Here is a 13,370-nt window from a genome sequence, read left to right as displayed (position 1 = left end):
GTTTCGACGAGCTACGACGTGTCGTACGTCACTCCCGGCATGTCCGATGCCCCACCCTGCGCCGCCTAGTTGAGGGGGGACGAGCGTGTCCGGAGCGAGACGGGCCGCGGGACCGGCCGAGCCGCTGCGACCGATCCCGCAGGAGCTCGCGGCGATCATGTGGCCCGAACTGCCCAGCCTCTTCCAGGAGATGTCCGCCGAGATCATCGGGGCGTTACCGGAGTACTCCCACATTCTGGACGGGCCCTACGGGCAGGCGATACGCATCGGGATCGAGCAGAACATCGCCACCTTCGTCGACCAGATCGCCGCCCCCTCCACGACCTCCACGCTCCGCGACGACATGTGCCGCAGGTTCGGCCGCTTCGAGGCGTACGAGGGCCGCAGCCTGGACAGCCTGCAGGCCGCGTACCGGATCGGCGCCCGGGTCGGGCTGCGCCGGGCGATGAAGGTCTCCGAGCGCTACAAGCTCCCGCCCTCCGTCATGATGACCTTCGCCGACTCGCTGTTCGCCTATGTCGGCGAGCTCGCGTCGCTCTCCCGCGAGGGCTATCTGGAAGCCATGGCCGAGCTGGGTGAGAAACCGGACAACCGCCGCCGCCGGGTGCTGCGGCTGATTCTGGCCACCCCGTCCGTCTCGCTCGCCGCGATCGCCGAACTCGCCGAGCACGCCGCGTGGCCGCTGCCGGACGAGGTGACGCTCGTCGCCCTGGGCCCGGAGTCCAAGCTGACGCGGGCGGCCCTGGACCGCGACATCCTCGTCGACCTGTCGGGACCCGAACCCCATCTGCTGGTCCCCGGCCCGCTCGACGACGTCCGGCGCGCGGCCCTCGACACCGCGCTGACCGGCAGCCGGGCGGCGGTCGGGCTGACCACCCCGCTCGGGGACGCGGCGGACTCGCTGCGCTGGGCGCGGCAGACCCTCGCACTGGCCGACGCCGGGATCATCGACGACCGGCCGGTGGTGCTGTGCGAGGACCACTTATTGCCGTTATGGCTCCTCGGAGACCCCGCCCTGATCAACCAGCTCAGCAAGAAGCACCTCGGCCCGCTCGTCGGCCTCACCCCCACCCAGCGCACCCGGCTCGTCGACACCCTGCGCACGTGGCTCACCACCCGCGGCACCGCCGCCCAGATGGCCGAACTCCTCGAAGTGCACCCGCAGACCGTGCGCTACCGCATGCGGATCCTCGACCGTGCCTTCGGCGACCAACTCTCCGATCCCGACGCCCGGTTCGCGACCGAGATCGTGCTCCGCGCCCTGTACCTCCAGGAGCGGGCGGGCCCGTCGGGACTGCCGGGCCTGCCGCCCGGCGTGCACGAACCCTTCTGACGCCGACGGCCTTCTGACGCCGACAGCCGGGAACCACCGCGCCGGGGTCAGGGTGCCGGGGAACCCGTCTCCCCCCGGTCCTCCGCCGGGAGCCACCGGAACTCGGCCCACACCGACTTGCCCTCCCCGCGCGGCTCCACGCCCCAGCGGGTGGCGAGGGAGTCGATGAGCAGCAGACCGCGGCCCGAGGTCGCGGCCTCGCCCGGGGTCCTGCGGCGCGGCCAGACGCTGGAACGGTCCTGGACGGCCAGCCGCACCCGGTGGGGCCCCTTGATCCGTACCGAGGGGACGATCTCCAGCGTCATCACGGCACCGCCCTCGGTGTGCAGCAGGACGTTGGTGAGGAGTTCGCCGGCCACCAGCTCGACATCGTCGACCAGTTCGCCCGCACCCCAGTCCAACAGCGCCTGGCGCAGCACCGCGCGGGCTTCGGCCAACCCCTCCGGGTCGGCCTGGTGGACGTACTGGTGGATGCGCGGGGCCTTGGCGGTGCCCGGGTCGGGCGCCCGGCGCAGCAGGAGCAGCGCCATGTCGTCCTCCGCGCCCGGCCGGGCCCACAGGCCGTCCGAGAGATGGTCGGCGAGCGCGGCCGCGCCGTGCGGTCCGTGCCGTACGGCGTCGGCGAGCTCGTCCATGCCCTCGCCGATGTCCTTGCCCGGCTGCTCGACGAGCCCGTCGGTGCACAGCAGCAGGGTCTCCCCCGGCACCAGGTCCAGCCGGGTCTCCGGGTACTCGTGGTCCTCGAAGTGGGTGGCCAGGCCGAGCGGCAGTCCGCCGCGGACGTTGGGCCAGCCGGTCCGCCCGTCGGTGTGCCGGATCAGCGGCCCGAGGTGGCCGGCCCGCACCACGCGTACGTCGCCGGTGGCCAGGTCGACCTGGGCGTAGGTGCAGGTGGCGAAGCGTTCGGTGTCGAGCTCGGCGAGGAACTGCGAGGCACGCGCGAGCACCGTGGAAGGGGCGTGGCCCTCGGCGGCGTAGGCGCGCAGCACGATCCGGAGCTGGCCCATCATGGCCGCGGCGTGGGTGTCGTGGCCCTCGACGTCGCCGACGACGACACCGATGCGGCCCTGCGGCAGCGGGATGACGTCGTACCAGTCGCCGCCGACCTCCCGGCCGCTCCAGGCCGCGTGGTAGCGCACGGCGATCTCCCCACCGGTGACCTCGGGGATCCGCCGCGGCAGCATCGAGGCCTGCAGCCCGGTGGCGAACTCGCGCTCCTGGTCGAAGAGCATGGCGCGCTGCAGCGACTGGGCGACGATGCCCGCGAGGGCGAGGCAGAGGTTGCGGTCCTCGGCGGTGAAGTGGGTGCGGTCCCGGTAGAACAGGCAGAGGCCGCCGATGGAGCGCGCCTGGGCCACCAGCGGCAGGTAGGCCGCCGCCTCGATCTCCATCTCCCCTGTGTAGGGCCGCAGCCGGGGGTAGCGGTCGGCGAGTTCCGACAGCGAGCTGACGAACCGCGGGCGCTGTTTCAGGATCGCAACGGACAGCGGGAGGTCGTCGTCGATCCGGGTGAGCCGCAGGTCGGACAGGACCTCCATCGACCGGCCGGTGAGCGCGATGATCTTGAGCATGCTGCCGTCGACCAGCCCCAGCGCGAGGCCGTCGGCCCCGAACCGCTCCAGCCCGCCGCTGCCGGTCAGCGCGGCGGTGACGTCGTCGACGGTGACGGCGCGCGACAGAGCCTGCGTGGTCCGTTCCACCATGGACGTCTGGCGTTTGCGGTCCTCCTCCAGGGTCCGCAGCAAGGTGGAGTGCGTGAGTTCGGCGGTGGCGTCACGGACGATGCCGATGACGCGCACGGCCTTGCCGTCCTCGTCGCGCAGGATGCGGCCCTGGGTGTGCGTCCAGCGCGGTGTGCCGTCCCGGAGGAACGCCTGGAAGTACATGCCGTACGACGACGCCCGCTCGTGCAGGGCCCGGTTGAGTACCGCGTCGAGCCGGGCGCCGTCCTCGGGCGTCACCCGGCTGTACAGGGAGTTGGGCCGGCCGTTGAACTCCTCCGGCCGCAGGTCGAAGACCTCCAGGGCGGCCGGGTCCAGCTCCAGGGTGCCGATCCTGAGGTCCCAGTCGAAGCTGCCCATGTGGTTCAGGGCGAGGCGTTCGGCCAGACCGGTACGGGGCGTGCCGGTGCCCGGGAGCTCGCCGCCGTCGGGCGGCCGGTCCTGTTCGGGCATATCCGTACTCCGGGGTGTCGCGTTTCCCGCCGGTCAACCCGACAGGATCTTCGCCTTCTCGGCGGCGAACTCCTCTTCCGTGAGGATTCCCTGGGTCTTCAGTCCCGCCAGCCGCTCCAGACGGCTGATGGTGTCGTCGCCGGGCGCCGCCGGCGCGGCGGGCTGCTGCTGCGCCGCCTGGGCCTGCGCGGCCTGCTCGGCCTCCTGCCCGGCGAACTTCTCCTGCTGGTGCTGCCGCACCCGGCCGCTGACGGCGGATGCGGTGCCGGCCACCACGGCGGTGCGCGCGACGGCACCCAGCAGCCCGGGCCCCCTGCGGTTCATGGCTCCTCTGCGAAACGGCATGTCAGGACGTCCTTTCCGAGTCGTCGGACCGGCGGGCGGACGGTCAGCGGGCCTCCGCGAGAGCCCGCTCCGCGATCTCCGCCGGGATCTGCTCGTGGGCCACGGTGATCCCGCCGGCACCGCGGACGGCATCGGTGAGCGGTACCGCCCACAGGTCCTCCCAGACGATGAGCGCCGCCGAGCTGCCCGGCGGCACGCTCCGGGCGAGCGCCTGGATGTCCGCGTCGTTGAAGAGCCCGGCGATGGTGCCCTCCACCGGGTCGTAGGCGACCAGGTCGTCGGGGTCGAGGTCCTGGAGCTCCACACACTCGATCGTCCCGTCCTCCTCCCGCCGGACGAAGGTGATGTCGAGGATCCGTACGGTGCGGGACGCGACGATGTCGGCGAGCGCGGGTGCGATGCGGCCGGTGAACCGGCTGCCGGGAAATGCGACGACAAGGTATTCGACGGGTCCGATTCCCACGGTCCGTCCTCTCCTGGGTGCGGTGTCCGAGTCCGCTACCGGAATCGGATCGCCAGCATAACTTTGGGAGTATTTGTCTGCATTCAGACTATGACATTCCGGTCCCCCAACGGCCCAACGTGACGGCTCCCGACAGGACAGCGGAGGCCGGGCCCCGCAGGCTGGGCGGAGAGCCGGTGACGACCGACGCCGTCCATGCCCCGGAAGGGACCTCGACATGACCGCAGCCGGTGGGCTCGCCCTCATCATCATCGGGGCGATCCTGAGATACGCGATCACCTGGCAGACCCGGTGGATCGACATCGGCGTCCTGGGCACCATCTGCATGCTCGGCGGAGCCGCGAGCCTTCTCATCGGCATGCTGCTGGCCTTCGGCCGCCGCCGGCGTACCGACCGCCGCTACGAATCCGAGCGCGTCTACGAGCAGCGGTACTACGAGGACCCCCCTCGCCCGTGACCGTGCTCGACCGGGTACTGCGCAGGGCCCCCTTCATCGGGCGGCTCGTCCACGAGTTCACCGCGGTGAACGTCCTGGACTGCGCCACCCGGCTGGCCGCCCAGGCCTTCCTGGGGGCCCTGCCCGCTCTCTTCGTGATCGCCGCGTTCGCGCCCCAGGGCGTCCGCGACCAGCTCGTCTCCTCGCTGCACTCCGTCCTCGGGCTGCACCACGACGCGCTGGACCAGGTCCGGCAGGTCTACGCGGCCGACGACACCACCGAGACCAACTCCATCGGCATCGTCGGCATCATCGTCACCCTCCTCTCGGCGACGGCCTGCAGCGGACCTGCGAACGGGCCTGGCGGATGCCCAGGGCCGGCGCCCGGCTGGTCGCGTGGCGGTGGGTGGTCTGGCTCGTCGACCTGCTGCTCCAGGGCCCGCTGCACGACGGCTTCGGCGTGGGCACGGCCCTCGGCGTCCCGCTGCAGCTCCTCTCCGGGACGCTCCTGTGGTGGTGGACCCAGCGTTTCCTGCTGGGCTCCCGGATCCCCTGGCTGCCGCTGCTGCCGGGGGCGATGCTGGTGTCGGCGGGCGTCCTGGGGGTCGTCGCGTGGTCGGCGATCTACATGCCGGGGGCCGTCGACCGCAGCCTGCGGCAGTTCGGCCCGTTCGGGTCGCTCTTCGTCCTGCTGTCCTGGCTGATCGTGCTCTTCACCGTCATCACGATCGGTATCTGCGTCGGCCATGTGATCGCGCAGGAGGAGCCGGTGGCCCGGCGGCTGGGTACCCCGGCCCCACCGGTAGCGCCGACCGTGGCCGGCTCCGCGGCGTGATCCGTTCCCGCCGCGGCTACTTCTTCTTCCCGAAGCTCCGCAGGAACAGCGCCTCGGACAGCGCCATGTTCGCGATCTCGGTCGGGTCGACGCTCTCGTTCGGCGCGTGGATGAGGCACAGCGGTTCCTCGACGCCCATCAGGATGATCTCGGCATCGGGGTAGGTGTCCGCGAAGACGTTGCACAGCGGGATCGAGCCGCCCTGCCCGAGGGTCGTCATGGGCTTGCCGTACGCCTCCTCCATGGCCGCGCCCAGCGCGGCGTAGGCCGGCCCCGTGGTGACGGCCTCGAAGGGGGCACCGGACGACTCCCGCTCGATCTCCACCCGCACCCCCCAGGGCGCGGCCTTCTCCAGGTGCGCGGCGAGCGCGTCCTGCGCCGTTCGCGGGTCGGTGCCCGGCGGCACCCGCAGATTGAGGCGGGCGGCGGCGGTGGCCTGGATCGCGGCGGAGGAGCCGACGACGGGCGGGCAGTCGATACCGAGGACGGTGAGGGCCGGGCGGGCCCACAGCATGTCGGAGACGGTGCCGTCACCGAGCAGCTCGGTGCCCTCCACCATGTGCGCGTCGGTGCGGAACTGCTCCGGGTCGTACCCCTCGCCGGTCCACGTCCTGGTGTTGTCCAGGCCGTCGACGGTGGTGTTGCCCCGGCTGTCGCGCAGCGACGCCAGCATGTGGATGAGCGCGGCGAGCGCGTCGGGGGCGGGACCGCCGAACATCCCGGAGTGCATCTCGGAGTCCAGCGCGGTGACGGTGACCACGACGTTCGCGAGCCCGCGCAGCGTGACGGTCGCGGCGGGGACGCCGACGGCCGCGTTGCCCGTGTCGCAGACCAGGATCGCGTCGGCGCGCAGCTCCTCGGCGTTCTTGGGGACGAAGTCCTCCAGGCCGCCGGTGCCCTGCTCCTCCGACCCCTCGGCGATGAACTTCAGGGTGACGGGGATGTCGTCGCCGAGCGCCCGCAGCGCCGTGAGGTGCATGGCGATGTTGCCCTTGCAGTCCGCGGTGCCTCGCCCGTACCAGCGCCCGTCGCGCTCGGTGAGCCGGAAGGGCGGGCTGGTCCAGGCGGCGTCGTCGAGCGGCGGCTGCACGTCGTAGTGGCAGTAGAGCAGCACGGTCGGCGCGCCGGGCGGGCCCGGCCGGTGGCCGAGCACGGCCTTGCTGCCGTCGATGGTGTCGGCCAGCCGCATGTCGGTGAAGCCCAGCTCGGTGAAGGCGTCCGCTACCCACTGCGCGGTGCGGTGGCACTCCTCCACCGGGTACTGGCGGGGGTCGGCCACCGAGGTCATGGCGACCAGCTCCGTCAGATCGGCCTTGGCGCGGGGCATCAGGCCGCTGATGCGCTGTTTGAGGTCGTCGGACATCACACGGCTCCTGGAGGGTGCGGGGTTGCGGCGGCGGTCACTTCTTGACGGTGTCGTCGTACTTGAGGCCGCCGTACGCCTTCTCGAACTCACCGAGCTTGTCCGGGCAGTAGACGGAGACGGCCAGCGAGGCCGCGCTGATCGCCTCGCTGTCGGCGATGACCGGGCGCGTACCGGGACCGCTCGCGCCGTTGACGAGGGCCGCCTTCGCCTGGGCCTTGACCAGGGCGTTGCCCGGGTCCCTGCACAGCGACGCGCCGTCGTCGCCCAGGGTCCGGACGATCAGGTCGTGGTCGGGCACCGGATAGCCGGCGTCGGCGAGCTGCTTGGAGAGCTGGTCGGCCTTGTCGTTGGCCTTGGCCGTCTCGCGCAGGGTCGTGTACTGGATGATCCCGATGACGGCGAACACCACCAGCAGCACGATCGAGCCGATGTAGATCCACCGGTGCTCGGACGCCATCAGGGTGCGCTTCATGTTCCCCGCGGTGCGCTTCATGCGTCGACTCCCGCCTCTGCCGGGTTCTCGTCCACGTGCTGGCGCCAACTGGGCTTGCGCAGTGTGTAGAACAGGTACGGCACCAGCAGCCCCAGCAGGAGGAGCCCGGACGTGACGATGCCCACGTAGGCGAGGACGCTGCCGCCGCCGAACTGCGAGGAGGGCACGAAGCCGATGACGAGCGCCGCGAGCGACGACAGCAGGCCGACGACGCACAGCACGTGCAGCGCGGGCGCCCGGTAGCCGCGTGGATGGTCCGGCTGGGTCTTCCGCAAGCGGATCGCCGCCGCGAACATCAGCAGATAGACGATCAGGTAGATCTGCGTGGTGATGACGGAGAAGATCCAGTACGCGCTGGACACGTTGGGGATGAACGCGTAGAGCAGCGCGATGACGGTGGTGATCAGGCCCTGCGCGACGAGGATGTTCTGCTGGACGCCGAACCTGTTGAGCTGCTGCAGGAACGGCGGCAGATAGCCCTCCTGCCGGGAGATCAGCAGCAGCCCCTTGGACGGTCCGGCGAGCCAGGTCAGCATGCCGCCGAGCGCCGCCGCGACGAGCATCACGCCGAACACCGGCGTGAGCCAGCCGACGTTGAAGTAGGAGAAGAAGGCGTCGAAGGCCTGGATGACCCCCGCTGTCAGGCTCAGGTCATGGGCCGGGACGACCCAGCTGACCGCCAGGGCCGGCAGGATGAAGATCAGCAGGACCAGGCCCATCGCGGTGAACATCGACTTCGGGAACTCCTTGTCCGGGTTCCGCAGCGAGGAGACGTGCACCGCGTTCATCTCCATGCCGGAGTACGACAGGAAGTTGTTGACGATCAGCACGAGGCTCGCCAGTCCGGTCCACTGCGGCAGGATGTGCGAGGCGTCCATCGGCGCGGCCGAGGGGTTGCCCTGGCCGAGGAAGACGAAGCCGAGGATCACCAGTACCGCACCCGGGATGAGGGTGCCGATGATCAGGCCGCCGCTCGCCAGGCCCGCCACGGCTTTCGTGCCGCGCGAGGAGACCCAGACACCGGTCCAGAACAGCACCACGATCACGATGGCCACATAGAGGCCGTCGCTCGCCAGCCGCGGATCGATGATGTACGCGAAGGTGCTCGCCACATAGGCCAGCAGGCTCGGGTAGTAGAAGATCGTCATCGCGAACTGGCACCACACCGCCAGGAAGCCCATCGGCTTCGACAGCCCCTCGCTCACCCAGCGGTACACACCGCCGTTCCAGCCCGACGCCAGCTCGGCCGAGACCAGCGCCGTCGGGATCAGGAAGACGATCGCGGGCACGACGTAGAGGAAGACCGCGGCGAGGCCGTAGACGGCCATGGACGGCGCCGCGCGCAGGCTCGCCACCGAACTGGTGGTCATGAACGCCAGCGTCAGCCACGACATGTACTGCTTGCCGGGCACCCGCGCCGCGCTGGTGGCCGGCGAAGCGGCTTTCGCCGCGTCTCTCCCGCCGGCCGGAACATCCATCGACGCCATGCTGATGACCCTCCGATCGCCCGCTGAGCTGTCCGGCACAGGATCACCCGGTTTGTCCGCTCCCGCACTCGGATGTCCGCCGACCGGATGAGGGGCGGGCCCTGTCGCGGGCCCGCCCCTCACGCACCGGCCGCTACTCCTGGGGCTCGTGCGCGTGCTGCCGTTCCGCCTCGGGGCTCTCGGTGTACTCGAAAGCGTCCAGGTTCTCCCGCACCTCGTTGGCGCGGTGCTTCGCCTGCGCGGCATCCACTTGCTCGGTATGCCTCATGCCCTTGGAGTGGGCGCTGCGGGCTGTGTGCTTGGACATGGCCATTTCCTCCTGAAAGGTGTCCAATTCGGACCATCTCAGGCAAACACCATTCCTCAGGACCCGCTACCGGGGCGAGCTGCGCTCAACCCCCCATGGCGCGCGCGAGGTTCGGCACCGGGTGGAAGGCCTCGGCCAGTCCGGTCAACCGCAGCAGCCGCAGCGTCGACGGGCGGTCGCAGACCGTTCTCAGCTCCCCGCCCCGGACCTGGACACGGCGGCGGGCACGGCAGAGCAGGGACAGGCCGTAGCAGTCGACGAATTCCAGCGGGCACAGATCGACGACGACCCGGAGCGGGGGCGGACCGCCGGAGACGAGATCCAGATGCGGAGCCACGAACCGCGCGGTGTCGATGTCCAGTTCACCGCGCAGCTCCACGACGGTGAACGCGTCGATCCGGTAGGTGCGCGCATACCGATTGGCCGGGGGGACCAGATTCGGCGGGCCGATCGGCGGATCACTGCGGGCATCATCCTGCACCGGTGTCCCCTCCCGCGGTCGACCGTGCGAGCGACCACCGGGGCCTGGGTGACCTACGGTCACCGTATCCGGCGGGAATTCGCACACGGGAGGCGGTAGCCCGGAACAGATACGTATCTTCACCCGTTGGAGTGAAGATCGATCTGACGACCGTGATGAGCCGGGCTACCGGACGTCGGAGTGCTGGTCAGAAAGCGATCGGAGCGCGGGTCAGAACGGGAACCGGCTGCGTCCGTGCTGGATGGAGATCCACTTCACGGTCGTGAACGCGTCCACGGTGGCATCGCCGTTGAGCCGCCCCACACCGGACGCCTTCTCACCGCCGAAGGGCACGATCGGCTCGTCCGCGATGGTGCCGTCGTTGACGTGCATCATGCCGGTGTCGATGCGCTGGGCGAAGCGCACACCACGCTCGATGTCCCGGGTGTGGACGGCGCCGCTGAGCCCGAACGGGGTGTCGTTGGCGATCCGGACCGCCTCCTCCTCACCATCGAAGGGCACCACCAGGACCACGGGGCCGAACAGCTCACGGCGCAGGATCGCGGCGTCCGCGGGGATGTCGCCGAGCACGGTCGGTGACACGACGGCGCCGTCGGCCTCACCGAGCAGCAGCGCCGTGGCGCCCGCCTCGACGGCCTGTGCGACCTCGGCCGTGATGCGCTCGGCCTGGAGGGTGTTGATCAGCGGGCCGATCTGGGTGGCCGGGTCGGCCGGGTCGCCGACGATCAGCGAGGCGGTCTTCGCGACGAACTTCCGGGTGAACTCCTGCTCCACCGAGCGGTCCACCAGCACCCGGTTGGCCGCCATGCACACCTGGCCCTGGTGGGCGAAGCGGCTGAAGACCGCGGCGTCGACCGCGTAGTCCAGGTCGGCGTCGTCCAGGACGACGAGCGCGCTGTTGCCGCCCATCTCCAGCACCGTCCGCTTGAAGTGCGAGGCGGCGACCGTGGCCACGTGCCGGCCCACGTGGTCGGAACCGGTGAAGGAGATGACCTTGGGCACCGGGTGCTCGATGAAGCTGTCGCCGATCTCGGCGATGTCCGTGATGACGACGTTGAAGAGACCGGCCGGCAGGCCCGCCTCCTCGAATATCTTCGCGATCAGCGTGCCGCCGACCACCGGGGTGTTCTGGTGCGGCTTGAGCACCACGGCGTTGCCGAGCGCCAGCGCCGGGGCTATGGACTTCAGACCGAGGAAGAGCGGGAAGTTGAACGGGCTGATCACCCCGACGACGCCGACCGGCTTCCGGTAGAGGCGGTTCTCCTTGCCGTCCACCGGGGACGCCAGGATCCGCCCCTCGGGGTGCAGCGCGAGCTGCATCGACTGCCGCAGCATGTCCTTGGTGAGGGCGAGCTCGAAGCCGGCCTTGAGGTACGTGCCGCCCAGCTCGGCGATGATCGCCTCGGTGATCTCCGCCTCGCGCTCCTCGATGACCTTCAGCGCGCGCTCGAAGACCAGCCGGCGGGCGTACGGGTTGGTCTCGGCCCAGGCGGTCTGAGCGCGTTCCGCAGCCCGGTACGCCTGGTCCACCTCGGCCTTCGTCGCCACCGTGATCGAGGCGAGTTTGTCCCCGTTGTAGGGATTGAAATCGACGATGTCCCAGGAGCCGGAGCCGGAGCGCCACTCACCGTCGATGTACTGAAGAGCCAACTCGGAGAAGTACGACACTTTATCCCTTTCGCGGTGGCCGATGCGGCACGCGTTAGTGATGCGGCGTCATATTACCTTCGTATCAAGCCTGTTGATGGATCTTGCGGAGTCGCTCGAGCGAACGCTCGGCGGAAAGACTGTCCACGCAGAGCCTTTCCATGGTCTTGTCGTAGAAGTCCACTTCCTCACGCTTGTCGATGTACAGCGCGCTGGTGAGCTGTTCCAGATAGACGAGGTCCGACAGGTCGGACTCCGGGAATCGCAGCAGGGTGAACGCACCGCCGCCCGCCGCATGGCCCCCGATTTCGAACGGCAGGACGTGGACCGTCACATTCGGCTGCTGCGCGACTTCCATCAGATGGCTCAACTGCCCGCGCATGACGTCCCGTCCGCCGAACGGCCGGTACAGCGCGCCCTCGTCCATGACGGCGACGAAGTGCGGTGCCCGCTCCGAGACCAGCAGCTTCTGCCGCTCCATCCGCAGGCCGACCCGGCGTTCGATCTCGGACGCGGCCGCGCCGGGGTGGCCGAGCTCGACGACCGCACGGGAGTAGTCCTCGGTCTGCAACAGGCCGTGGATGAACTGCACTTCGAAGGTCCGGATCAGTGAGGCGGACTCCTCGAGACCCACATACGTCTGGAACCAGGCCGGGAGGACGTCCCCGTACCCGTGCCACCAGCCGGCCACGTTCGCCTCGCGTACGAGCCCGAGGAGGGCCGCGCGGTCCTCGTCGTCGACCACGTTGTAGAGGGTCAGGAGGTCGGCAACATCCCGTTCCTTGAAGCTCACGCGTCCCAACTCCATGCGGCTGATCTTCGATTCGGACGCGCGGATCGAATAACCGGCGGCCTCACGGGTGATTCCTCCCGCTTCGCGAAGCCGCCGCAGCTGAGCTCCCAGCAGAATACGTCGCACGATGGACCCGCCTCCCGGCTGCCCTGTGGTCATTTACGTCACGCTCCGCCCCTAGGTCGTCAGCAGTCTGCCACGGTTGCGCTGCGTTGAGTACTCACCCGGTCACACAGCAACATCACGTGCATCATTCCTTGCATCTGCACGTGCATTCGCCCTTGCATACCGTGTGGGCGTTGGGGACCATGGGGTTCGTGCAGATACCCAGTGGGCGCGCATGAGGACTGAGGCCGCAACTGTGCTTGAGCCGTTATGGGATGGAGTGCTCGCCCCCGGGGGCCTGGCCGCGTCCAGCGGCGCCACGTGCGAGCTGCCGGGACGCTTCGAAGCCGTCCGCGACGCCCGGAGATTCACCCGGGCGACACTTCAGCGCTGGGATCTGGCACCACTCTTCGAGAGCATCGAGCTGGTCGCCTCGGAACTCGTCACCAACGCGCTGCGTTACGGCGTACCCCCCGGCACCGGCGGTGCCCCGGTCCATCTCAGTCTGGTGCGCTGGACCTCACGGGTGGTCTGCGCCGTACGCGACCCCAGCGCCATCGGTCCGGTGGCCAGGACGCCCGACTTCGTCGCGGAGTCCGGACGGGGGCTGCACCTGGTGGAGTCCTACAGCGAGACCTGGGGCTGGCATCCGCTCACCGGGGCGGGAAAAGTCGTCTGGGCCCTCTTCCATTCACCGATCGGAATGGCCGAAGACCCGTCGCTATAGGTTCATATACGGTCACATGAGGTGGTCGAACTCGCCATCCTTGACCCCGAGAATCAGTGATTCGATCTCGGCCCGCGTATATATCAACGCCGGTCCGTCCGGAAAGCGTGAATTGCGTACTGCCACCTCACCGCCGGGCAGCTGCGCCAGCTCAACGCACGTACCGTTCGCGTTGCTGTGCAAACTCTTCTGCCAGACGACTCCCTGGAGATCTGTCGAGGCCATGCCATTGTGTGTCCGGCTCATAAGACGCTCCCCAAATTCCCCGTAACTGCCCTACTGGGTAAGCCAGATGATAACCGGTTGCACCAGCACGTGCATGTGCACGTGCATGCGCACGTGCAGTCACCCACCGTGATCAACAACGGGGCGCCGGCC

15 protein-coding genes are annotated in these 13,370 nt (G+C 69.6%); 4 read left to right on the top strand and 11 right to left on the bottom strand.

The window, feature by feature from the left end; translation table 11 throughout:
* Positions 1-85 precede the first annotated feature (85 nt).
* Positions 86-1,333, top strand: a complete 1,248-nt coding sequence (locus tag C8250_RS23050) for a helix-turn-helix domain-containing protein (RefSeq protein WP_244809300.1) — start codon at positions 86-88, stop codon at positions 1,331-1,333.
* A 47-nt stretch (positions 1,334-1,380) separates the two neighbouring features.
* On the opposite strand, the gene C8250_RS23045 is transcribed toward C8250_RS23050, so the two are convergent.
* From C8250_RS23045 to C8250_RS23035, 3 genes are all read right to left on the bottom strand, one after another.
* Positions 1,381-3,507, bottom strand: coding sequence for a SpoIIE family protein phosphatase (locus C8250_RS23045; protein ID WP_138351268.1), 2,127 nt, complete (start codon positions 3,505-3,507; stop codon positions 1,381-1,383).
* Between the two features lie 33 nt (positions 3,508-3,540).
* Positions 3,541-3,831 (bottom strand): SHOCT domain-containing protein, encoded by a 291-nt coding sequence (locus tag C8250_RS23040; RefSeq protein ID WP_138351267.1) that lies wholly within the window; start codon positions 3,829-3,831, stop codon positions 3,541-3,543.
* A gap of 64 nt (positions 3,832-3,895) precedes the next feature.
* Positions 3,896-4,315, bottom strand: a complete 420-nt coding sequence (locus C8250_RS23035; RefSeq protein ID WP_187144953.1) for a DUF6325 family protein — start codon at positions 4,313-4,315, stop codon at positions 3,896-3,898.
* A 217-nt stretch (positions 4,316-4,532) separates the two neighbouring features.
* Here C8250_RS23035 and C8250_RS23030 point away from each other — a divergent pair, with 217 nt between their 5' ends.
* Both C8250_RS23030 and C8250_RS43650 read left to right on the top strand, forming a co-directional pair.
* Positions 4,533-4,772 carry a hypothetical protein gene (locus C8250_RS23030; RefSeq protein WP_138351266.1) on the top strand — a complete coding sequence of 80 codons (240 nt, stop codon included), beginning with the start codon at positions 4,533-4,535 and terminating at the stop codon, positions 4,770-4,772.
* A gap of 346 nt (positions 4,773-5,118) precedes the next feature.
* Positions 5,119-5,586 (top strand): hypothetical protein, encoded by a 468-nt coding sequence (locus C8250_RS43650; RefSeq protein WP_232484886.1) that lies wholly within the window; start codon positions 5,119-5,121, stop codon positions 5,584-5,586.
* A gap of 16 nt (positions 5,587-5,602) precedes the next feature.
* Here C8250_RS43650 and C8250_RS23020 read toward each other — a convergent pair whose 3' ends face one another.
* The 7 genes from C8250_RS23020 to C8250_RS22990 all read right to left on the bottom strand — a co-directional run bounded on the left by C8250_RS23020 (position 5,603) and on the right by C8250_RS22990 (position 12,319).
* A complete protein-coding gene (locus C8250_RS23020) occupies positions 5,603-6,949 on the bottom strand; it encodes a dipeptidase (RefSeq protein WP_187144952.1) in 1,347 nt (448 codons plus the stop codon).
* 37 nt (positions 6,950-6,986) lie between these two features.
* A complete protein-coding gene (locus tag C8250_RS23015) occupies positions 6,987-7,445 on the bottom strand; it encodes a hypothetical protein (protein ID WP_232484885.1) in 459 nt (152 codons plus the stop codon).
* On the bottom strand, positions 7,442-8,932 hold the full coding sequence (locus tag C8250_RS23010) for an APC family permease (protein WP_138351264.1): 1,491 nt from the start codon (positions 8,930-8,932) through the stop codon (positions 7,442-7,444). The genes C8250_RS23015 and C8250_RS23010 overlap by 4 nt, the downstream gene beginning before the upstream one ends.
* Positions 8,933-9,065: 133 nt before the next feature.
* Positions 9,066-9,239, bottom strand: a complete 174-nt coding sequence (locus tag C8250_RS23005; protein ID WP_164294656.1) for a hypothetical protein — start codon at positions 9,237-9,239, stop codon at positions 9,066-9,068.
* An 85-nt stretch (positions 9,240-9,324) separates the two neighbouring features.
* Positions 9,325-9,720 carry an anti-sigma factor antagonist gene (locus C8250_RS23000; RefSeq protein ID WP_244809299.1) on the bottom strand — a complete coding sequence of 132 codons (396 nt, stop codon included), beginning with the start codon at positions 9,718-9,720 and terminating at the stop codon, positions 9,325-9,327.
* A gap of 210 nt (positions 9,721-9,930) precedes the next feature.
* Positions 9,931-11,388, bottom strand: coding sequence for an aldehyde dehydrogenase family protein (locus C8250_RS22995; RefSeq protein ID WP_138351263.1), 1,458 nt, complete (start codon positions 11,386-11,388; stop codon positions 9,931-9,933).
* A gap of 64 nt (positions 11,389-11,452) precedes the next feature.
* On the bottom strand, positions 11,453-12,319 hold the full coding sequence (locus C8250_RS22990) for a helix-turn-helix transcriptional regulator (RefSeq protein WP_138351262.1): 867 nt from the start codon (positions 12,317-12,319) through the stop codon (positions 11,453-11,455).
* A 181-nt stretch (positions 12,320-12,500) separates the two neighbouring features.
* On the opposite strand from C8250_RS22990, the gene C8250_RS22985 reads away from it, so the two are divergent.
* On the top strand, positions 12,501-12,992 hold the full coding sequence (locus C8250_RS22985) for an ATP-binding protein (protein WP_138351261.1): 492 nt from the start codon (positions 12,501-12,503) through the stop codon (positions 12,990-12,992).
* Between the two features lie 12 nt (positions 12,993-13,004).
* On the opposite strand, the gene C8250_RS22980 is transcribed toward C8250_RS22985, so the two are convergent.
* Positions 13,005-13,238: a DUF397 domain-containing protein gene (locus C8250_RS22980; protein WP_138351260.1), complete on the bottom strand. Its 234-nt coding sequence runs from the start codon at positions 13,236-13,238 to the stop codon at positions 13,005-13,007.
* Positions 13,239-13,370: the final 132 nt, after the last annotated feature.

Source organism: Streptomyces sp. So13.3 (genome assembly GCF_005860785.2).
GTDB classification, from domain to species: Bacteria; Actinomycetota; Actinomycetes; order Streptomycetales; family Streptomycetaceae; genus Actinacidiphila; species Actinacidiphila fildesensis.
The sequence above is the reverse complement of the archived record's forward strand: the minus strand, read 5'-3'. Positions and strand labels throughout refer to the sequence as shown.